Here is a 20,508-nt window from a genome sequence, read left to right as displayed (position 1 = left end):
CAACGTCGCGTAATCAAAGCGTGTCGCGTCATTGCTGACGTGCCCGGAAACCGCGCAAAAGGTGTCCACAGCTTCCCTGTGACCTAAATTAGCATTTGCGCCCGGAATCGCCTATCAATCGGGGAACAAAACCAACATAGAATCACCCCAGTGACCGATACGACAGACAACGGAACTGGCGCGCTGCCGCCCTCCGATATTTCGATGATCTCCATCACTGACGAGATGCGGAAGTCTTATCTCGATTACGCCATGAGCGTGATCGTGAGCCGCGCTCTCCCAGATGTGCGCGATGGGCTCAAGCCTGTGCATCGCCGCATCCTGTTTTCGATGAGCGAGAACGGCTACGAGTACAACAAGCCATACCGTAAATCGGCGCGTGTCGTGGGCGACGTGATTGGTAAGTACCATCCCCATGGCGACACGGCGGTCTATATGGCCCTGGTGCGCATGGCGCAGAACTTCTCCATGGGCGAAATGCTGGTCGAAGGGCAGGGCAATTTCGGTTCTGTCGACGGCGATATGCCTGCTGCCATGCGTTACACCGAAGTGCGCATGCAAAAGATCACCAATTCCCTGCTCGATGACCTCGACAAGGACACGGTCGATTTCCGCGACAACTATGATGGCTCCGAGCATGAGCCCACGGTTCTGCCAGCGCGCTATCCCAACATGCTGGTCAATGGCGGCGGCGGTATCGCGGTGGGTATGGCCACCAATATCCCGACCCATAATCTGGGCGAGACAATCGACGCCGCACTGCTGCTGCTCGACAATGAATCGGTGACTTTCGACGAATTGCTCGAAGTCATGCCCGGTCCTGATTTCCCCACCGCGGGTATCATCCTGGGCCGTGCCGGCATCCGCTCGGCTTACGAGACTGGTCGTGGCTCGGTCATGATGCGCGGCCGCGTCGCCATCGAAGAGGTTCGCAAGGAGCGCGAAGCGCTCATCATCACCGAGATTCCCTATCAGGTGAACAAGGCCTCGATGGTCGAAAAGATTGCCGAACTGGTGCGCGACAAGCGTATCGAAGGCATTGCCGATATGCGCGACGAGTCCGATCGCAACGGCATGCGCGTGGTGGTAGAGATTAAGCGCGACGCGCTGCCCGAAGTGGTGCTCAATCAGCTCTATCGCTTCACGCCGCTGCAATCCTCTTTTGGCTGCAACTTTGTGGCGCTCAATGGTGGCAAGCCACAGCTGATGAACCTGCGCGAAATGCTGCAGGCCTTCATCGACTTCCGTCATCAGGTGGTTACCCGTCGCGCCCGCTTCCTGCTCAACAAGGCCCGCGATCGCGCCCACATTCTGGTGGGCCTGGCTGTTGCCGTGGCCAATATCGATGAAGTCATCGCCCTGATCCGCACCGCGCCCGATCCGGCGACCGCGCGTGAGCAGTTGATGACCCGCCGCTGGCCCGCACAGGATGTGGCGCCGCTGATCGCGCTGATCGATGATCCCCGCCACCGCATCAATGATGACGGCACCTTCAATCTGTCCGAAGAACAGGCCCGCGCCATTCTCGAACTGCGTCTGGCCCGTTTGACGGCGCTGGGCCGTGACGAAATCGGCGAAGAGCTCAACGGCCTGGGTGGGCAGATCGAGGACTATCTCGATATTCTGCGCAGCCGTGAGCGCGTGGTCGAGATCATTCGCAACGAACTGCTCGAGATCAAGGAACAGTTCGCGACCCCACGCCGCACGGAAATCTCCGAGGCGCTGGGCGACTTTGACGACGAAGATCTGATTGCCCGCGAAGACATGGTCGTGACCGTGTCTCATGAGGGTTACATCAAGCGCGTGCCGCTCTCGACCTACCGGGCCCAGGCCCGCGGCGGCAAGGGCCGTTCGGGCATGGCCACGCGCGACGAGGATTTCGTCGCCCGCCTGTTCGTGGCCAATACCCATACGCCCGTGCTGTTCTTCACCAGCCGCGGCATTGCCTACAAGCTCAAGGTCTGGCGCCTGCCATTGGCGCAGGCCAATGCCAAGGGCAAGGCGTTGATCAACATCCTGCCGCTTGAGCAGGGTGAACGGCTGACCACCATCATGCCATTGCCCGAGGACGAGACCAGCTGGGCAAATCTGGACATCATGTTCGCCACCACGCGCGGCACGGTCCGCCGCAACTCGCTGGCCGACTTCATTGAAGTACGCCAGAACGGCAAGATCGCCATGAAGCTCGATGAGGGCGACCAGATCGTCGGCGTCGAGACGGCAACGATCAATGATGACGTGCTGCTGACTACCGCCATGGGCCAGGCGATCCGCTTCCGCACCGATGATGTGCGCCTGTTCAAGGGGCGCGATTCCATGGGTGTACGCGGCATCAATCTGGCCAAGGATGACGTCGTTATCTCGATGGCCGTGATCAACCACTCCGACGCGACCGCCGAAGAGCGGGCCGCCTATCTCAAGATGAGCCGTGCGGTGCGCGGTGAAGAGCAGGCCGAAGATGCCGGTTCGGACGAGGCGGATGTGGTTGCCGGCGATCTGCCGCAGGAACGCTACGCCCAGATGAGCGCCATTGAGCAGTTCATCCTGACCATCTCCGAGAACGGCTATGGCAAGCGCACCTCGAGCCACGAATACCGGATCACCGGCCGCGGCGGTAAGGGCATTGTGGCCATGGCGGTCAACAAGCGGAACGGTAATCTGGTGTCCAGCTTCCCCGTGGAAGACGAAGACCAGATCATGCTGATCAGCGATGGCGGCCAGACCATTCGTCTGCCCGTCGGCGGTGACAAGCCGATCCGCATCGTCAGCCGTGGCAGCCAGGGCGTGATCGTGTTCGATACGGCCGCTGATGAAAAGGTGATGTCGGTCGAGCATATCCGCGAGCCCGAAGCGGTCGAGGAAGAAGAGGGCAACGAGGGTGCCCAGGCTATCGAGGGGACTGAAGGCACCACGCCGCCTGAGACACCCGATGCGCCCGAGGCACCAGACGCCCCTGAGACACCGACCGAAGACTGATCGCGGCGATCATTGAATAGGTGAAGGGGGCGCTGCGGCGCCCCTTGTCATGTCAGATGAAGCGGCCTTCGTTCAGGTCCGGACCGCCATTGGAGAGCCGACCGCTATTACCCATCCGCACGCCGGCGGGAATGGTCGAGCGGGTGCGCTGCCGGGGCCGGGCAGCGTTGTTCTCGGCATAATCCTGCTGGCCATCAGAGGGCTGGAAGGCCCAGTACAGCAGCACCAGCGAGCCCAGCGGCACAAAGCTGAGCAGAAACCACGCGCCCGATTTGCCGATATCGTGCAGGCGCCGCACCTGGACCGTGACGGCGGGCAGGATATGGATCAGCACCATGAACAACGTGTAGGGCATCTGCGTCAGGCTACGGCCAAAGCCGCCGTGCATCTTGTAGTCGATGGCCATGCCGGCACAGACCAGCAGCAGCTGAAACAGGAAGAACAGAAAATATTGTGCGCGGCTACTGCGGCCCCAGAACTCGAAATAGCGCAGCATTCCGTCCAGATATGAGCCCATCCGCGTCCCCCGATGGCTGTCCACTGGCGCTGCTTTTAGGCCCTGTGCATGTGTAATGCGTACCCAAACCCGCTAAAATGCCACCCATCTCCGTAACCGCGTTGCCTTGCCAAATCACGCACCCAATGGCTTGTTCGCAGCAGGGGGGAATTCCAATGCAAAGTACTGAGTGTGCCTGAGAAACCGTCGAGTGCCGGTTACCGGTCGCTGCTGCGCCTGAAAATGCCGCGGCGCTTGGCGCTGGCCTGCGTGCCCGCCGATTTCTCCGACTGGCTGGACTATGCCGCCGTAGTGGCGCTGCTGGTTTATGGCTGGGGGCAGGGGCCCGTCATGCTGGCCGTGTTTGCCCTGGCCCTGAGCCTGCCCTATGTCATTGTCGGGCCCTTGCTGGCGGTGCTGGTCGACCGTGCGCCCCTGCGCGGCGTGCTGTTTGCCACCAATCTGGGGCGCGCGCTGGCCACCTTCGCCTTTGCCTTTACCGGCGACACCTGGGTGTTGCTCGGGCTGGTGTTTGTGCGGGGCTGCATCGACAGCGCCTTTACGCCGGCCCGTCAGGCCACCATTCAGGCGACCACGCCCACCGAGTTGCTGGGCCACGCCCAGGGTCTGCATCAGGCCATCAACCAGACCTCCAAGATTGCCGGCCCGGCCATTGGCGGCGCCTTGCTGGCTTTCTGGCCAGCGCAGAGCGTGTTCCTGTTCAACGGCGCGCTGTCGTTGTTTGCGGCGATCATCATTCTGGGCGTGTCCGTACCCGAGCGCGTAGCCACAAGCAGCACAACCCAGACATTTGCCATGCGGTCCATGGCCGGATTCGCCGAATTCAGACGCAGCCGTCGCCTGCGCATCGCGCTGATCTTCTCGGCCAGCGCCTACTTCTCGTTCTTTCTCTATGACGCGCTGATCGCACTGCTGGCCGAGGGCTTTGGCTTTGACGCGACGGCCTTTGGCCTGTCGATCTCCGCCTCGGGTCTGGGCGGACTGCTCGGCGCCTTGCTGGCCGGTCGCATTGCAGGCAACCACCCCATGCGTTCGATGTCATTGGCGGCGGTGACCTCCGGGCTGGCGACGGGCATAATCGCCATCACCGCCATGCTTGGACTGGCCATCCAACTGCCCGCTTTCCTGCTGGCGCTGGGCTTCATGGGCGGCGCAACAGCGTTCATGCTGGTGCCCTATCGCACTATCGTTCAGGCCGAAGCGCCGCCTGACCGCATCGCCCGTGTCTTTGCCAGCGGGGAGGCGGTGATTGTCACCACCATGCTGTCAGCCCCGCTGATCGGCAGTGCCATCGCCACACGCTGGGGCACGCCTTCGGCATTTTTTACCGGCGGTGTCTTGTTGATCCTGTTGGGAGGCGCAACGTTGATCGCCAATCGTCGGCCTGCGCAGAGTTGATGCGTCCAGCCTGACCTCTCAGGACTGCACTGCCTCATAGGCGGCGAAAAGATCACTCACCAGCACGCCGTTGATCCGCATCTCGGTCAGGTTGGCTGCCTCGATGCTGGCGCCGGTAAGATTGGCGTCGCTGATGGTCACCCCGGACAGATTGGCATCAGTAACGCTGCAGCCGGAGAGATTGACATTGGTCAGGCTCGCGCCCCCCATATTGACGTCATCAAACCGCGCGCCGCTCAGATTGGTGTCGACAAAACTGGTGCCGCTCATCACTGCATAGAAGGTCGCGCCCGCCAGATCGACGCCATCAAAATGGCATCCGGCCATATTGGCACGCTCATAGCGTTTGCCTTGCAGTTGCGGGCCGTCAAACGGGTCTGAACCGGTCTCGTTGCTCATTGCTGGCTCCAGCCAAAAGGGGGGCTGCACGCATAATGCCACGCCATGACCCGCCTTGCCATGACTCTTCCTGCATGACAAAACCGCTGTAACAACAAGGGGGAGCGGGCGTGAGCAGACTGGTAGGGTTCTATCCGGGGTCATTTGACCCGCTGACCAATGGCCATCTCGATGTCATCGAGCGTGCCTGCAAGCTGGTCGACACGCTGGTGGTTGCCGTCGGAATTAATCCGGGCAAGAAAAATCCGCTCTTTGTGCATGAGGATCGTCTGCAGATTCTCGATCAGGTGCTGGGGCCGGTTGGCAAGCGCACCGATACCGAATTCAAGATCGTCGATTTCAGCGGCCTGATGGTCAACGCGGCGCGTGAACACGGTGCAAAGCTGATCATTCGCGGCCTGCGCGATACCACCGACTATAATTATGAAATGCAGATGGTGGGCATGAACGCGCAGATGGCGCCCGACCTGCAGACCGTCTTCCTGCCTTCAAGTCCTCCCGTTCGGCATATCTCGGCCACATTGGTGCGTCAGATCGCTGAGATGGGCGGCGATATTTCCGCCTTCGTCCCGCAAATCGTTCTCAAGGCCTTGAACTCGAAATGACCGCAATCACCCGTCGCCTGTTTGGTGCCCTCGTAATCGGTGCCTCCGCCCTGGCTGCTGCTCCGGCTTTCGCCCAGTCCGGCACTCCCCACATGATCCTGACGCTCGAAGACGGCACCGTCGATATCGAGCTGATGCCCGAGATCGCGCCAAACCACGTCGAGCGCATCGTTACCCTGACCGAACAGGGCTTTTATGATGGCATCGTGTTTCACCGCGTGATCGATGGCTTCATGGCCCAGACCGGCGATCCAACCGGCACCGGCATGGGCGGCTCGGAACTGCCTGACGTCGATGCTGAGTTCAATGCTGAAAGCTTCCAGCCCGGCGCTGTCGGCGCGGCCCGCTCGCAGGATCCCAACTCGTTCAATTCGCAGTTCTTCATCGTGACTGCTGATGCCAGCTTCCTTGATGGCCAGTACACCGTGTTCGGCAAGGTCGTCAGCGGCATGGACGCCGTCAACGCCCTCGAAAAGGGTCCGCAGTCACAGAACGGTCAGGTCGAAAACCCCGACAAGATCGTTTCTGCAAAGATCGAATACAAGTAGCTTCTAGAGTAGCACCGCCTCGTCAGCGCTGCTGGCTCCACCCCGCCTGGCCTCCCCCACCAAGGGGGCGTGCCATGTGGTGGGTAGACCTCGACAGTGCCCCACGCTCGATCGGCACCTCCCCCGTGGTGGGGGAGGCCGGGAGGGGGTGACTTCGGTGGGCATCCCCGCTGCGTCGACTGCCGCTGCCTCTGGTGGCGGCCAGCACGGCGTTTCTTGAGCGCGCAGTGGTTGCACATGCGCCGCTTTGGCCTTACATCCGGCCCACAAATTCCAACTGAAAGTTGCACACCAATGGCTGAATACGCGGACCCCGAAAACACCCTCGTCATCGAAACCACTCAGGGCGAAGTCGTTATCGCCATGCGTCCAGACCTGGCGCCAAACCATGTCGAGCACATCAAGAAGCTGGTGCGTGAAGGCTTCTACGATGGCATCGTGTTTCACCGCGTCATCGAAGGCTTCATGGCCCAGACCGGTTGCCCGCAGGGCCGTGGTACCGGCAGCTCGAAATACCCGGATCTGAAGCAGGAATTCAACGCCGAGCCGCATGTTCGTGGCACTGCCTCGATGGCCCGTGCCCAGAGCCCGGACAGCGCCAACTCGCAGTTCTTCATCTGCTTCGGCGACACCCCGTTCCTGAACAAGCAGTACACGGTCTGGGGCCAGGTCATTGAAGGCATGGACAATGTCGACAAGATCAAGCGCGGCGAGCCCGTCATCAACCCGGACAAGATGGTCTCGGTTAAAGTGGCAGCCGATATTGCTGCCTAAGGCGACATGGCTGGCCCTTGTGGCCAGCCTCACCCTGGCCGCCCCCGTGGCGGCCAGCGGCGGCATCTGGTGCGAGGGCGATAACGTCTTTGCCGAAATCGGCACCGGACGCTTGCCAGTGCTGCACATTGTCGGCGCCCATGCCGAAGCGGGCGAGGTGGCCTATTCCACGGGTCCCGAGCGGGGCGACGGCAAGCCCTTTGTGGTCGGACAGGCCTTTGGTGACGACACCGGCATCATGATCGATTTTGTCGATCCCAATTTTCAGGACATCGTGGTCAGTATCCGCCTGCGTTACGAGGGCGGCGATGCCGATTGGCCCCTTATGGGCACCATGGTGCTGGATAGTACCAGCCATGCCATACGGTGCGGCGCGGACTGATCTGCGCCCTCACTTCAGACCGCACCTACCCCAGCTGAGCTGTGAAGAAGGACGTTCGCTTGCGTATGGACACCATTCTGTGGGCGCTTTTGGGCGTCGTTGCGGGGGCATGCATCGCCACCCAGGCACCAATCAACGCGCAACTCGGTCGCAATCTTGGCGTCCCGATCGCCGCTGCAGGTGTTTCCTTCGTGGCGGGCGCCGTGCTGCTGTGGACGCTGGCGGTTATCTATAGCCGCAGCAGCGGCATTGCCATCAACTTCGCCGCACCGGCACCGTGGACATTCGTGGCCGGTGGCGTGCTCGGCGCCATCTATGTGTTCTCCAACATCATGCTGACCCCGATGATCGGCGCAGCCGCTGTCATGGCGCTTTCGGTGGCCGGGCAATTGATCGGCGGTTTGGCGCTGGATCGCATCGGTTTCATGGGCATGGCGGTGCGCGAGCTGACACTGGGGCGGGTAACCGGCGCGATATTGCTGCTGGTGGGCGCCATGATGATCCGCCTGCTCTAAGCACAGGTTTGAGTTTCGGCCGCCAAACGGCCATGCTAGGGGACGGCCCATGCTAGTTTCAGACTTCGATTTCGAGCTGCCCGAAGAGCTCATCGCCCTACACCCAGTCGAGCCCCGCGATAGCGCGCGCCTATTGCTGGTCGATCCAGCCAATGGCCTCAGCGATTTGCATATTCCCGACCTGCTGACCCAGCTCAAGGCGGGCGATGTGCTGGTGGTCAACGACACCCGCGTGCTGCCCGCCGAACTGCGCGGCAGCCGGGTGCGCGGCGAGTATCGCGCCAATGTCTCGTTCAACCTGCACAAGCGCGTCGACGCCCATACCTGGAAGGCGTTTGCCCGTCCGGCCAAGAAACTGGCTATTGATGACCGGCTTGAGCTGGGCAATGGCCAGGCTGACGCGCTGACAGCCAAGGTCTCGGCGCGAGGCGACACCGGCGAAGTCACCCTGACCTTCGATCTGGGCGGGGCAGCACTCGACGAAGCCATCAAATCACACGGCGCCATGCCGCTGCCGCCCTATATCGGGCTCAAGCGCGGCCTCCAAGAGCGCGACAAGACCGACTACCAGACCGTCTACGCCACCGAAGACGGCGCGGTTGCCGCGCCCACGGCTGGGCTGCATTTCACCGATGAGCTGCTGGCAAAGATCGAGGCCATGGGCGTCACCATTGAGCGGGTGACGCTGCATGTCGGGGCAGGGACATTCCTGCCCATGAAGGCCGACAATACCGACGACCACGTCATGCATGCCGAATGGGGCGAGATCGACGCCGACACGGTGGCGCGCATCAATGCCGCCCGCGCCGCCGGTGGCCGGGTCGTTGCTGTGGGTACCACCAGCCTGCGCCTGCTCGAAAGCGCAGCCCGGGCGACAGGAACCCTGGCGCCGTTCAGCGGCGACACCGACATCTTCATCACGCCGGGCTTTAAGTTCGCTGCCGTCGACGTGCTGATGACCAATTTCCACCTGCCCAAATCCACCCTGTTCATGCTGGTCAGCGCCTTTGCCGGGTTCGGGACGATGAAGACGGCCTATGCCCACGCGATAGCCAACGGTTACCGGTTCTATTCGTACGGGGACTCCTCGCTGCTGCTGCGCGCTGAGTAGCAACGCACACCTAGACCAAACTCACCCCTGCGGCTTTCCCTTTCAAGCGGGAGGTGAACTTGTTGGGGTGGTTGGATTGTGTCCATGGCACCACGCGGCATCTCCCCCTTGATTGGGGGAGGCTGGGAGGGGAGCGGTAACCAGCCGCAGCCGTTTCCATGGTGCCCGCACACCGCCAGTTGTGTGCTCGCGGCCAACCCGCTAGAACCCGCGCCATGAGCACGACCAGCAAACAAGTCACCTTTACCCTTTCAGCCACCGATGGTCTGGCGCGGCGCGGCCGCATCGACACGCCACGGGGCGATATCCAGACGCCGGCCTTCATGCCTGTGGGCACGGCAGGCACCGTCAAGGCCATGTATCCCGAGCAGGTGCGCGAGACTGGCGCCGATATCCTGCTGGGCAATACCTATCACCTGATGCTGCGCCCGGGCGCCGAACGCGTCGCCAGCCAGGGTGGCCTGCATGATTTCATGGATTGGCAGCGCCCCATCCTGACCGATAGCGGCGGCTTTCAGGTCATGTCGCTGGCGCAGTTGCGCAAGCTGACCGAAAAGGGCGTGACCTTCAAATCCCATATTGATGGCTCCAGCCACGAACTGACGCCCGAGCGCTCCATCGAGATCCAGACCCTGCTCGACAGCGATATCATCATGCAGCTCGATGAGTGCATAAAGCTGCCTGCCGAGCGCAAGGAGATCGAGCGCGCCATGGAGCTCTCGCTGCGCTGGGCCGACCGCTCCAAGACCGCCTTCAACAATCAGCAGAACCGCGCGCTGTTCGGCATTGTCCAGGGCGGCGACGACGCCGATCTGCGCCTGCGCTCAGCCCAGGGGCTCAAATCCATCGGTTTTGACGGCTATGCCGTGGGCGGTCTGGCTGTCGGTGAACCGCAGGATGTGATGTTCCGCGTGCTGGAACAGATCACCCCCGAATTGCCGACCGATCGCCCGCGCTATCTGATGGGTGTCGGCAAGCCCGACGATATTCTGGGCGCCATTGGCCGGGGCATCGACATGTTCGACTGCGTCCACCCCACGCGCGCCGGTCGCCACGGCCATGTCTATAGCCGCTTTGGCGTCATCAATCTGAAAAACGCCCGGCATAGGGATGACCACCGGCCCATCGATGAGGCCTCGCCCAACCCCAATTGCCGCCGCTGGAGCCGTGCCTATCTGCACCATCTCGTTAAGACAGAAGAGATTTTGGGCGCGATGATCCTTTCCCAGATCAATCTGGCCTATTATCAAGAACTCGTGCAGGGCTGCCGCGGTGCAATCGAAGGCGGCCGATTTACTGATTTTGCGGCGGAGACGCGTGCGGCCTGGGCCGCGGGCGACCTGCCGGTTCTCTGATTTCCTGAAAGGGTTCTTCGACATGGCTAAAGCTGGACGCAAGGCGAGTTTTTCGAACCTGAGCAAACACCGCAAGCGGCTCGAAGAGCAGCCCATGCGCGTGCAGTTCGCTGTCGACCCGAACCGCTTCAAGCGCTTTTCGGTTACCGGCGCGGGCATTCTGCTCGACTATTCCAAGAACCGCATCGACGAAGACACCATGGCTGCGCTGTTCGATCTGGCGCGCGCTGCCGGTGTCGAGGAACGCCGTGACCAGATGTGCGAAGGCGAGCACATCAACATCACCGAAGACCGCGCCGTGATGCACATGGCGCTGCGCTATCAGGGCGACAAGCCCGTGCCGGTCGATGGCAAGGACGTCATGCCAGATGTGCGCGCCGTGCTGGCCGCCATTGAGAGCTACACCGACGATATCCGCAGCGGCGCCATTCGCGGCCATGGCGGCGCCCAGTTTACCGATATCGTCAATATCGGCATTGGCGGCTCCGACCTCGGTCCCGCCATGGTGACGCTGGCGCTCGAGCCCTATACCCGCGCCGATCTGCGCGCCCATTACGTCTCCAATGTCGATGGCGCCCATATTCACGACATTCTCAAGCGTCTCGATCCCAAGACGACGCTGTTCATCGTCGCGTCCAAGACCTTCACCACCGACGAAACCATGACCAATGCCGGCTCGGCACGCGACTGGATCGCCGATACGCTGGGCGAAGAAGCTGTGCCGAACCATTTTGCGGCCGTCTCGACCAATATCCCCGCATGCGCCAAGTTTGGCATCCGCGAAGACCGCATCTTCGGCTTCTGGGACTGGGTCGGTGGCCGCTATTCGGTGTGGTCAGCCATTGGTCTGCCTATCGCACTGGCCGTCGGATATGAGAACTTCGCCAAGTTCCTTCAGGGTGCAGATGAGATGGACCGACATTTCCTGTCGGCCCCGCTCGAGGAAAACCTGCCCGTCATCATGGCCGTGCTCGGCGTCTGGTATCGTAGTGTCTGGGGTTTCTCGACCCATGCCGTGCTGCCGTATGACCAGCGCATGAGCCGCTTTGCGGCCTATCTGCAGCAGCAGGACATGGAATCGAATGGCAAGTCCGTCACGCTGGCGGGCAAGCCCGTGGGCTGGTCGACCGGCCCCATCGTCTGGGGCGAACCAGGCACCAATGGTCAGCACGCTTTCTATCAGCTGATCCATCAGGGCACCGACGTCATTCCCTGCGATTTCCTGATTGCCGCCCGGCCGCATGAAAACCTGCCGCCGCACCACGACAAGCTGGTCGCCAATGTGCTGGCGCAGTCCGAAGCGCTGATGCTGGGCAAGACCGCCGATGAAGTGGTCGGCGAACTCAAGGCGCAGGGGCTGGGCAAGGCCGAGATCAAGGCATTGACCCCGCACAAGGTGTTCCCCGGCAACCGGCCGTCCAACACGTTGTTCTATGAGCAGTTGACGCCCGAGACCCTGGGCTCGCTCGTCGCGCTCTACGAGCACAAGGTGTTCACCCAGGGCGTGATCTGGAACGTCAATTCCTATGACCAGTGGGGCGTTGAGCTTGGCAAGCAGTTGGCCAAGGCCTTGCTGCCAAAGGTCGAGGGTAGCCAGAGCGGGGAAGGGCACGACGCTTCCACCCAGGGCCTGCTGTCCTACTACCTCGCCAATAAGGGCTGATGGCTTGATCATATCCACCGATGAGCAGTTCGAGCGCCTCAAGGCGATCGGACGCATTTGCGCGCTGACCCGAGACGCCATGGCCCAGGCCATGCGTCCGGGCATGACCACATTGGAACTCGACGAGATCGGCCGCGCCTTGCTGGCCGAGCATGGTGCCCGTTCGGCGCCTGAGGTCACCTATAATTTCCCCGGCGCCACTTGTATTTCAGTCAATGAGGAAATTGCCCATGGCATTCCCGGCGACCGGGTGCTGGCAGCGGGTGACCTGATCAATATCGATGTGTCAGCGGAAAAGGACGGCGTTTTTGCAGATACCGGTGCCTCGTTCATCATCCCGCCTGAAGCCAGCCAGCTCACCACGCTGTGCCGCGATGGCAAAAAGGCGATGTGGGCCGGCATTCGGGCGGTCAAAGCGGGTGCGCCGCTGGGCGATATCGGCAATGCCATCGGCAAGTTTGCCAAGAAGAATGGCTATACGCTGATCCGTAATCTGGCCAGTCACGGCGTGGGCGACAGCCTGCACGATGCGCCCGAGGAAATAGCTACCTGGCCCGACAAGTCCGAACGTCGGCGCATGACCGATGGGATGGTGTTCACCATCGAGCCGTTCCTGTCGCTGGGTGGCCGTCTGGCTGACCAGAAATCGGCCGATGATGAGTGGACCCTGATCAGCAACCCACCCGCGCCCTGCGTGCAATATGAGCACACGGTGATCGCCACGCCGCGCGGCGCCATTGTGGTCACGCTGAACAGTTGATTCGGAATGCGAACCTATTCGCCTAAGAAGCTGTTTTGATTCGCTAAAGCCAGACCAGCAGCAATGGTCCGAGCAGGATCATGCCGGCGGCGACGATGAAGCGAAGATTGCCCAGCGGGCGCAGATTCGGCACGCTGAGCCAGGACGACAGCACCAGAAAACCCAGCAGCGCGATAAATACCGGACTGAGCGGTCCGAGTTGGATCGCGGCGCCTTCTGTCAGCTGCAGATAGATCATGTGACCGACCACAAACCCCAGCAGCGCGGTCACCACCACGGTCACCGCCTTGGCGGTGATCAACAGTGCCATGTCGATGGTATGGGCGTTCAACACCAGCGCCAGCCCGGTTGCGGTGACATGAACCGCCGCCAGGGTCGGCAAAATCTGGTTGCGGGCCAGCAATGGCACCATTTCGGGCGGTGCACTCAGGGGCACCGCACCGATCATCGGCAGGTTGGCACCGTACTGGGCCAGCAGGTAGATGACATAGAGCATCACCAGCGTGCTGGCAGCAAAGGTCACCAGCGTCGCCGCGAGCACCTTGAGCAGATCGATGATATCCTGAGACACAACAGCGGCCTTATCAGTCAAGAAAAGAGGTCTTGGTACGCCGGGTGGGGGTCGAACCCACGACCATTCGATTAAAAGTCGAATGCTCTACCACTGAGCTACCGGCGCTCACCAAGATTGACGCCGCTGGCGTCGCGGCGGAACATAGCCACGTTCCCAACGCTGTCAACCGCAATCGCGCCGCTAATCAATAGCTCAGCGGAGTTCCCACAAATGGCATGGGCAGACACGAAATCGAAATCCGCTCCAGACGGCTGCAAAGCGCGGTCGCTTCGGACAGTTCGGTAATCGGGCCGACCACGATACGTTTGTTGTCGCTATTGGCTTCATCCACCAGCAGGGGCGATAGGCCAAACAGCAATGGCCCCAACTTCATGGACAGATCATTCCAGGTTTGTGGCGCCTGCTCGAACGGCACCGAGGTGCCCAGAGCAATGCCGAAATCAATTTCATTCGGTATGGCGGCACTGGCTGTTTGCACCGGTGCGGGCAGGGGTTGTTCCTGACCCTGTGTGGGCGCGGCTTCAGCCATGGGCTGCTGGCGGATCAGTACCGAGCCGCCATCGGCGTCATAGATCAGCGCTTCGCCAATCGAGGCGGTCAGCGATGAGCGGTCGATCTTGGCGCCCGCCGGCAGGGCCTCAAGCAGACGGGGCAGGCTGACTTCGAGTGCACCGACGCGCTGGCGCACCGCATTGCCCTGCTGCTCTTCAAGCGCAAAGCGATTGGCCAGAACTGTATTGTCACGCTTGAGCTGCAGACTGGCTTCGCGCAGATCGGCAACCTGCAAGCGCAGCTGGTCGATCGACGCGCCTTCAATGCGGGTCTTGTGCAGCCCGCCCAGAATGCTTGATGGAATAACCGCGGATACATTTGCGCCCAGCACCGCAATGGCGCCAAATACCAGCGCAACGATGCCCCAGGTGGTTACATCCGATTGCCGGAACTGTTCCGATGCCTTGGCCAATGTCAAAAACCTCGAGGGCGCAATCGAATCAGGTATTGCGCAATGAAAGAACCATGAGGCCCTGATTAGCGGTTCGCCAACTCTTGGCTGCCATAAATCTGTGAAAATGCGCACGAATAGAGAATGCGAAGCGGAGAAACGCCATGACGGAACTATTGTCGATCATTCTGGCTGCCGGTGAAGGCACGCGAATGCGCTCGAGCACACCCAAGGTTCTGCATCAGGTGGGCGGACTGCCCATGATCGGTCATGTGCTGCGCACCGCCCAGTCGGCTGGAGCGTCCAGCATCGCTCTGGTGGTCGGGGCCTCCAGCGAGCGCGTGCGGGCTTCCGCCATGGCCGCTGCGCCCGATGCACTGGTGTCCGAACAGCATGAGCGGCTGGGCACGGGCCATGCCGTGCGACAGGCTCAGGCGGCCTACGCCACCGCCAAGGGCAATGTCATCGTGCTTTATGCCGACAACCCGCTGGTGTCGCCCAAAACCCTGGCCGAGATCGCCAAACGTCTTGATGACGGTGCCGACATCGTCGTCGTGGCCTATCGTCCGGCCGATCCGACTAATCTGGGGCGCCTGCTGACCCTGGATGGTCGCCTGGTGGCTATTCGGGAGCACAAGGATGCCAGCGAGGACGAGCGCAAGATCGATCTGTGCAATTCGGGCATTATGGGTTTCAAGGCCGACGCCTTGCGCGGCGTCATCGATCGTATCGGCAATGCCAATGCCAAGGGCGAATACTATCTCACCGACGCGGTCGAACTGGCCAATGCCGATGGTCGCCGCGTCGAATATGTCGAGGCCGACCCTGCCGAAGTGGTTGGCGTTGATGATCGCTCCAAGCTGGCGCAGGCCGAGGCAACCTTCCAGGAACTGCGCCGCGCCGACTTCATGGCCGCTGGCGTGACCCTGCATGATCCCAAAAGCGTCTGGTTCTCCTACGACACCGAAATTGCCCAGGACGTCACCATCGAGCCCAATGTGGTGTTTGGCCCCGGCGTGAAAATCGACACTGGTGCGGTCATTCACGCCTTCAGCCATCTCGAAGGCGCCCATGTCGGTGCCAATGCGTCGGTGGGTCCCTTCGCGCGGCTGCGGCCCGGCGCCAATCTGGGCGAGGGCGCCAAGATCGGCAATTTCGTCGAGGTCAAGAAGGCCGATATCGGCAAGGGCGCCAAGGTCAGCCACCTCAGCTATATCGGCGATGCCAGCATTGGCAGCGATGTGAACATCGGCGCCGGTGTCATCACCGTCAATTACGATGGCTACAACAAGCACCAGACCGTTATCGGCAACAACGCCTTTATCGGCTCCAACACGTCGCTGATCGCTCCGGTCAATGTGGGTCCAGGCGCTCTGGTAGGGAGTGGTAGTGTGATTACCGACGATGTAGAAGCAGACGCCCTGGCGCTCGCACGCGGCCGTCAGGTCAACAAGCCCGGTCGCGCCAAGGATATCTTTGCCGCAGCCAAGGCCGAAAAACTCAACAAGAAGGGCCTTTAGCCATGTGCGGTATCGTTGGTATTGTTGGCAATCAACCGGTTGCCGAACGCCTCGTGGATGCGCTCAAGCGCCTGGAATATCGCGGCTATGACAGCGCCGGCGTTGCCACGCTGGCTGAAGGCGACATCGCCCGCCGCCGCGCCGAGGGCAAGCTGGGCAATCTGGCCCAGAAACTGGCGGCCGAACCATTGGCGGGCACGATCGGCATTGGCCATACCCGCTGGGCCACCCATGGTGCCCCCACCGAGCTCAATGCCCACCCACACACCACCGATCGCGTTGGTGTGGTGCATAACGGCATTATCGAAAACTACCGCGACATGCTGATCGATCTGGCCAAGGATGGCTATCAGCCCACCACCCAGACCGATACCGAAGCCGTGGCGCTCTGGGTGTCGCGCGAACTGGCCAGGGGCGCTCAGCCCGAACAGGCCGTGTCCAATACGCTCAAAAAGCTGCGCGGCGCCTTCGCTCTGGCCTTCATGTTCCGCGACGATGAGGGGCTGCTGATCGCGGCCCGACACGGCGCGCCGCTGGCCATCGGCTATGGCAATGGCGAAATGTATCTGGGCTCCGACGCCATGGCGCTGGCCCCGTTCACCTCCCGCCTGAGCTATCTCGAAGATGGCGACTGGGCCGTGATCACCCATACCGGCGCGACCATTCGCGACGCCAAGGACGCCATTGTCGAACGCGATGTGCAGATCTCGCAGACCTCGGCGCTGATGGTCGACAAGGGTAATCACCGCCACTTCATGGCCAAGGAAATCTACGAGCAGCCCGAAACCATTGGCCACACGCTCAGCCATTATGTGGACATGGGCACCGAACAGGTCTCGGTCCGCGAGCAGATGCCGTTCGACTTCGCCGATCTCAGCCGCCTGACCATTAGCGCCTGCGGCACGGCCTTTCTGGCCGGCGCTGTGGCCAAATACTGGTTCGAACGCTATGCGCGGCTGCCGGTCGATATCGATGTGGCCTCCGAATTCCGCTATCGCGAGCCGCCGCTCGAAAAGAACGGCCTGTCGCTGTTCATCTCCCAGTCCGGAGAAACAGCGGACACGCTGGCAGCCCTGCGTTACTGCGCCAGCCAGGGCCAGCATGTCGCCTCTCTGGTCAATACCGTGGAATCCACCATTGCCCGGGAATCACACGTGGTGTTTCCCATTCTCTGCGGCCCCGAAATCGGCGTGGCGTCGACCAAGGCGCTGACCGCTCAGCTGACCGCCCTGGCCAGCCTGGCGATTGCGGCGGGCCGGGCCCGTGGCGTGCTCAGTGCCGAGCAGGAAACCGAGCTGGTGCGCGCGCTGATCAGCCTGCCCACAGCGGTATCCGAAGCGCTGGGCACCGAAGACCAGATCATGGATATTGCCAAGCGCTTGAGCAAAGCCAAGGACGTGCTCTATCTCGGTCGCGGCCCGATGTTCCCCATCGCCATGGAAGGCGCGCTCAAGCTCAAGGAAATCAGCTACATCCACGCCGAAGGTTATGCAGCCGGTGAACTCAAGCATGGCCCCATCGCCCTTGTGGATGAAGCCATGCCGGTCATCGTGGTCGCGCCCTCCGACGAGCTGGTCGACAAGACGCTGTCCAATATGCAGGAAGTGGCCGCACGCGGCGGCAAGATCATCCTGATCACCGACCCCGAGGGCGCGCAGACTGTCGGGCAAGGCGTTGCAGACGTCATCCTGATCCCGCATGTGTCGAGCTTTGTGGCGCCGATCCTGGCCACCATCCCGGTGCAGTTGCTCGCCTATCACACGGCGGTCTTTATGGGCACCGACGTCGATCAGCCGCGTAATCTGGCCAAGTCGGTTACCGTGGAATAGGGGGCTGACTGCCCCCTTACAGCAGGCTCTGGACACGATCTATGCCCCGGCCGGACTGCATCTGACGGCCGGGCCATTGGCCGAGCCCGAGAGTGCCCAATACTACGCGTTTCGCCTGGCGCTGAACGGCGCCAGCGTCGTCTATCGCGCTGCCAGAACCACGCCGACCAAGATTGGCCAGTTTGTCACCCTCTGGCACCGCCCCGATCCCGCCGGACCTATTGCACCGCTCGACAGCGCCAGTGATATCGCACTGGCGATTATCGCGGTCTCGGACGGGGCGCAGCAGGGCCAATTCGTCTTCGACAGGGCGACTTTGCTGCAGCGCAGGATCATGTCGCGCGCGGGGGTGGGCGGCAAGCGTGCCATACGGGTCTATCCACCCTGGACCAGGCCAATTGCCAGAGATGCCATTGCTACCCAGAACTGGCAGACGCGGTATTTCCTGCCGCTTGATGGCAGCGACACGGTTGCGCTGGTCCGGCAGCTTTGCGCCGCTATCCTGCCCGGATCAGCGGAATAGCCAGATCCTTGCGGAACAGGTAGAGCGCAGTGCGCGCAGCCTCCCCGTCGGGACCGGTCAGGCTGGGGTTACGCGAGAGCAGCGCCTTGGCGTCGTCATGGGCGAAATCGAGCAGGTGCCGGTGCACATCTGGCACGGCCAGGCGATAGCCGGGCATGCCCGATTGCCGCGTACCCAGCACATCGCCCTGACCACGCAGTTCCAGATCGCGCTCGGCAATCACGAACCCGTCCTCGGTGGATTTGATGGTATCCAGACGGGCTTGGGCGGTTTCGCTCAGGTTACCCTTGAACAGCAGCAGGCAGGATGAGCGGGCGGACCCGCGTCCGACACGACCGCGCAACTGGTGCAACTGTGCCAGCCCGAAGCGCTCGGCATGTTCGATGATCATGATCGAGGCATTGGGCACATCCACGCCCACTTCGATTACCGTGGTGGCCACCAACAGCTTGAGTTCATTGGCAGCAAAGCGCGCCATAACCTCCTGCTTGGCGGTCGCACTCATCCGGCCATGCACCAGGGCGACCTGATCGCCGAACACCTTTTGCAGTTCGGCGAAACGGTCTTCGGCAGCGACCACGTCAAGATGCTCGCTTTCCTCGACCAGCGGGCAGACCCAGAATGCCTGCGCACCTTCATGCAGCCGCGCCTGCAGCCGGGCGATCACCCGATCATATTCGCCAATCGAAAGCACGGCAGTATCGATTGGCTGCCGCCCCTTGGGCTTTTCGCGCAGGATGCTGACTTCCATATCGCCAAAATGGGTCAGCACCAGGGTGCGGGGGATGGGCGTGGCAGTCATCACCAGCAGATCGGTGTGCTTGCCCTTGCCCGACAGGGCAAGGCGCTGATGCACCCCGAAGCGATGCTGTTCATCCACCACGGTCAGACCGAGGTTGTGAAACTCCACGCCGGATTGAAACAAGGCGTGCGTGCCCACCACGATATTGGTTTGGCCATCGGCAATGCCGACCAGCTTGGCCCGCCGCTCGGCAGCCTTCATCTTGCCGGTGAGCAGCTCGCATCCCAACCCGGCAGCGTCGCAGAGCGGCTTGAGAGTCTTGAAGTGCTGCGCCGCCAGCAGTTCTGTGGGCGCCATCATCGCCGACTGGGCACCGCTCTCGACCATGGCGGCCATGGCCATCAACGCCACCACGGTCTTGCCGGCACCCACATCGCCCTGCAGCAGTCGCGACATACGATCCGGTGAGGCCAGATCGGCCCGGATTTCATTAATGGCGGTCTTTTGCCCATCCGTCAGCGCGAACGGCAGCAGGGCGCTGACCCGGTCTGTGACCTCCCCGGTAAACTCACGACTGATACCGCGATCTGCCACCATGGTGGAGCGGATCAACTGCAGCGTCAGCTGACCCACGAAATATTCGTCATAGGCCAGCCGCTGGCGGGCAGGGGACCACAGCTCCGCCTCGCCTGGCGCGTCGGGCAGGTGCACCATGCGCATGGCGTCAACAAAGCTGGGCCATTTGCGCTGATCCAGCGTCGCCCCATCAATCCATTCGGGAATGGCCGGGACGCTTTCGATCACCTGACGCACCAGCTTGGCCAGCGCCTTGGAGCTCAGCCCCTGGGTCAGCGGATAGACCGGCTCGACCAGCGGCAGGGTGGCGAATTTTTCCGGCTCTACGATGTAGTCGGGGTGGGTGATCTGCTTTTCGCCATTGAAGAAGCCGATCGTGCCCGACACATAGCGCTCTTCGCCGACGGGCAGAGCCTTTTCCACCCAGCCGCCCTGCGCCCGAAAGAATACCAGCTGCATCTCGCCGGTTTCGTCATGGGCATATACCCGATGAGGCACATGCGGCTTGCCGCGCGGCGGCGGTTGATGCCGGTCTATATGCAGCAGCAGCGTCACGATCTGGTTCAGGCCCGCATCGACGATCCCCACCTGACGCCGGCGATCCACCACGCCCGAGGGCATGTGCATCAGGATGTCCAGGGCAATGGCCTCCTGCCCGTCGGGCGCGCCGAAGAACTTGGTCAGCAGGGCAGCCAGCTTGTCGCCGACACCCTTGATCGAGTGCAGCGAACGAAACAGTGGCGATAAACTATCGGGGCGAGACACGCGGGTGATTCTCCTGCCCGCAGGGTACAGCTC

The 20,508-nt window shown here is 61.9% G+C and carries 19 protein-coding genes and 1 tRNA gene; 14 read left to right on the top strand and 6 right to left on the bottom strand.

Going from position 1 to position 20,508, the window contains the following annotated elements; translation table 11 throughout:
* Positions 1-204 precede the first annotated feature (204 nt).
* A complete protein-coding gene (gyrA, locus tag KD146_RS08020) occupies positions 205-2,976 on the top strand; it encodes a DNA gyrase subunit A (protein WP_212659153.1) in 2,772 nt (923 codons plus the stop codon).
* Between the two features lie 52 nt (positions 2,977-3,028).
* On the opposite strand, the gene KD146_RS08015 is transcribed toward gyrA, so the two are convergent.
* Positions 3,029-3,493, bottom strand: coding sequence for a DUF805 domain-containing protein (locus KD146_RS08015; RefSeq protein ID WP_212658172.1), 465 nt, complete (start codon positions 3,491-3,493; stop codon positions 3,029-3,031).
* 171 nt (positions 3,494-3,664) lie between these two features.
* On the opposite strand from KD146_RS08015, the gene KD146_RS08010 reads away from it, so the two are divergent.
* Complete coding sequence (locus KD146_RS08010) at positions 3,665-4,891, top strand: MFS transporter (protein ID WP_212658171.1); 1,227 nt, start codon at positions 3,665-3,667, stop codon at positions 4,889-4,891.
* Positions 4,892-4,909: 18 nt separating this feature from the next.
* On the opposite strand, the gene KD146_RS08005 is transcribed toward KD146_RS08010, so the two are convergent.
* A complete protein-coding gene (locus KD146_RS08005; protein ID WP_212658170.1) occupies positions 4,910-5,290 on the bottom strand; it encodes a pentapeptide repeat-containing protein in 381 nt (126 codons plus the stop codon).
* Between the two features lie 119 nt (positions 5,291-5,409).
* Here KD146_RS08005 and coaD point away from each other — a divergent pair, with 119 nt between their 5' ends.
* The 9 genes from coaD (at position 5,410) to map (ending at position 13,003) form a co-directional block, all read left to right on the top strand.
* Positions 5,410-5,895: a pantetheine-phosphate adenylyltransferase gene (gene coaD, locus KD146_RS08000; RefSeq protein ID WP_212659152.1), complete on the top strand. Its 486-nt coding sequence runs from the start codon at positions 5,410-5,412 to the stop codon at positions 5,893-5,895.
* Entirely contained in the window at positions 5,892-6,443 is a 552-nt protein-coding gene (locus tag KD146_RS07995; RefSeq protein ID WP_212658169.1) for a peptidylprolyl isomerase, read from the top strand. Before coaD ends, KD146_RS07995 begins: the two co-directional genes overlap by 4 nt.
* 294 nt (positions 6,444-6,737) lie before the next feature.
* A complete protein-coding gene (locus KD146_RS07990) occupies positions 6,738-7,217 on the top strand; it encodes a peptidylprolyl isomerase (protein WP_212658168.1) in 480 nt (159 codons plus the stop codon).
* 19 nt (positions 7,218-7,236) lie between these two features.
* Complete coding sequence (locus KD146_RS07985) at positions 7,237-7,599, top strand: hypothetical protein (protein WP_212658167.1); 363 nt, start codon at positions 7,237-7,239, stop codon at positions 7,597-7,599.
* Positions 7,600-7,664: 65 nt separating this feature from the next.
* Positions 7,665-8,114 carry a DMT family transporter gene (locus KD146_RS07980; RefSeq protein ID WP_212658166.1) on the top strand — a complete coding sequence of 150 codons (450 nt, stop codon included), beginning with the start codon at positions 7,665-7,667 and terminating at the stop codon, positions 8,112-8,114.
* A 49-nt stretch (positions 8,115-8,163) separates the two neighbouring features.
* Positions 8,164-9,225, top strand: a complete 1,062-nt coding sequence (queA, locus tag KD146_RS07975) for a tRNA preQ1(34) S-adenosylmethionine ribosyltransferase-isomerase QueA (protein WP_212658165.1) — start codon at positions 8,164-8,166, stop codon at positions 9,223-9,225.
* 215 nt (positions 9,226-9,440) lie between these two features.
* Positions 9,441-10,580 (top strand): tRNA guanosine(34) transglycosylase Tgt, encoded by a 1,140-nt coding sequence (tgt, locus tag KD146_RS07970; protein WP_212658164.1) that lies wholly within the window; start codon positions 9,441-9,443, stop codon positions 10,578-10,580.
* Between the two features lie 22 nt (positions 10,581-10,602).
* Positions 10,603-12,243: a glucose-6-phosphate isomerase gene (pgi, locus tag KD146_RS07965; RefSeq protein ID WP_212658163.1), complete on the top strand. Its 1,641-nt coding sequence runs from the start codon at positions 10,603-10,605 to the stop codon at positions 12,241-12,243.
* A gap of 4 nt (positions 12,244-12,247) precedes the next feature.
* Positions 12,248-13,003, top strand: coding sequence for a type I methionyl aminopeptidase (gene map, locus KD146_RS07960; RefSeq protein WP_212658162.1), 756 nt, complete (start codon positions 12,248-12,250; stop codon positions 13,001-13,003).
* 43 nt (positions 13,004-13,046) lie between these two features.
* Here the strand turns inward: map and KD146_RS07955 are convergent, their stop codons facing one another.
* The 3 genes from KD146_RS07955 to KD146_RS07945 all read right to left on the bottom strand — a co-directional run bounded on the left by KD146_RS07955 (position 13,047) and on the right by KD146_RS07945 (position 14,541).
* Positions 13,047-13,595, bottom strand: a complete 549-nt coding sequence (locus KD146_RS07955; protein ID WP_212658161.1) for a hypothetical protein — start codon at positions 13,593-13,595, stop codon at positions 13,047-13,049.
* A 12-nt stretch (positions 13,596-13,607) separates the two neighbouring features.
* Positions 13,608-13,682 (bottom strand) — tRNA-Lys (locus tag KD146_RS07950).
* A gap of 79 nt (positions 13,683-13,761) precedes the next feature.
* A complete protein-coding gene (locus KD146_RS07945) occupies positions 13,762-14,541 on the bottom strand; it encodes a hypothetical protein (RefSeq protein ID WP_212658160.1) in 780 nt (259 codons plus the stop codon).
* 143 nt (positions 14,542-14,684) lie between these two features.
* Between KD146_RS07945 and glmU the strand changes: the two genes are divergently transcribed.
* The 3 genes from glmU to KD146_RS07930 all read left to right on the top strand — a co-directional run bounded on the left by glmU (position 14,685) and on the right by KD146_RS07930 (position 18,392).
* Positions 14,685-16,040, top strand: a complete 1,356-nt coding sequence (gene glmU / locus KD146_RS07940; protein WP_212658159.1) for a bifunctional UDP-N-acetylglucosamine diphosphorylase/glucosamine-1-phosphate N-acetyltransferase GlmU — start codon at positions 14,685-14,687, stop codon at positions 16,038-16,040.
* Between the two features lie 2 nt (positions 16,041-16,042).
* Complete coding sequence (gene glmS / locus KD146_RS07935) at positions 16,043-17,869, top strand: glutamine--fructose-6-phosphate transaminase (isomerizing) (RefSeq protein WP_212658158.1); 1,827 nt, start codon at positions 16,043-16,045, stop codon at positions 17,867-17,869.
* Positions 17,870-17,945: 76 nt separating this feature from the next.
* Positions 17,946-18,392 (top strand): MepB family protein, encoded by a 447-nt coding sequence (locus KD146_RS07930; protein WP_212658157.1) that lies wholly within the window; start codon positions 17,946-17,948, stop codon positions 18,390-18,392.
* Here the strand turns inward: KD146_RS07930 and recG are convergent.
* Complete coding sequence (recG, locus tag KD146_RS07925; protein WP_212658156.1) at positions 18,367-20,475, bottom strand: ATP-dependent DNA helicase RecG; 2,109 nt, start codon at positions 20,473-20,475, stop codon at positions 18,367-18,369. The genes KD146_RS07930 and recG overlap by 26 nt on opposite strands.
* Between the last annotated feature and the right edge of the window lie 33 nt (positions 20,476-20,508).

It is taken from the genome of Devosia litorisediminis (assembly GCF_018334155.1).
Lineage (GTDB): Bacteria > Pseudomonadota > Alphaproteobacteria > Rhizobiales > Devosiaceae > Devosia > Devosia litorisediminis.
The sequence above is the reverse complement of the archived record's forward strand: the minus strand, read 5'-3'. Positions and strand labels throughout refer to the sequence as shown.

What these genes read in the sequence shown, in the direction of transcription:
- KD146_RS07990 (WP_212658168.1), top strand. Translation starts at nt 6,738, where the DNA reads ATGGCTGAATACGCGGACCCCGAAAACACCCTCGTCATCGAAACCACT.
- KD146_RS08015 (WP_212658172.1), bottom strand. Translation starts at nt 3,493, where the DNA reads ATGGGCTCATATCTGGACGGAATGCTGCGCTATTTCGAGTTCTGGGGC.
- KD146_RS07980 (WP_212658166.1), top strand. Translation starts at nt 7,665, where the DNA reads ATGGACACCATTCTGTGGGCGCTTTTGGGCGTCGTTGCGGGGGCATGC.
- queA (WP_212658165.1), top strand. Translation starts at nt 8,164, where the DNA reads ATGCTAGTTTCAGACTTCGATTTCGAGCTGCCCGAAGAGCTCATCGCC.
- KD146_RS07995 (WP_212658169.1), top strand. Translation starts at nt 5,892, where the DNA reads ATGACCGCAATCACCCGTCGCCTGTTTGGTGCCCTCGTAATCGGTGCC.
- glmS (WP_212658158.1), top strand. Translation starts at nt 16,043, where the DNA reads ATGTGCGGTATCGTTGGTATTGTTGGCAATCAACCGGTTGCCGAACGC.
- pgi (WP_212658163.1), top strand. Translation starts at nt 10,603, where the DNA reads ATGGCTAAAGCTGGACGCAAGGCGAGTTTTTCGAACCTGAGCAAACAC.
- tgt (WP_212658164.1), top strand. Translation starts at nt 9,441, where the DNA reads ATGAGCACGACCAGCAAACAAGTCACCTTTACCCTTTCAGCCACCGAT.
- glmU (WP_212658159.1), top strand. Translation starts at nt 14,685, where the DNA reads ATGACGGAACTATTGTCGATCATTCTGGCTGCCGGTGAAGGCACGCGA.
- gyrA (WP_212659153.1), top strand. Translation starts at nt 205, where the DNA reads ATGATCTCCATCACTGACGAGATGCGGAAGTCTTATCTCGATTACGCC.
- KD146_RS08005 (WP_212658170.1), bottom strand. Translation starts at nt 5,290, where the DNA reads ATGAGCAACGAGACCGGTTCAGACCCGTTTGACGGCCCGCAACTGCAA.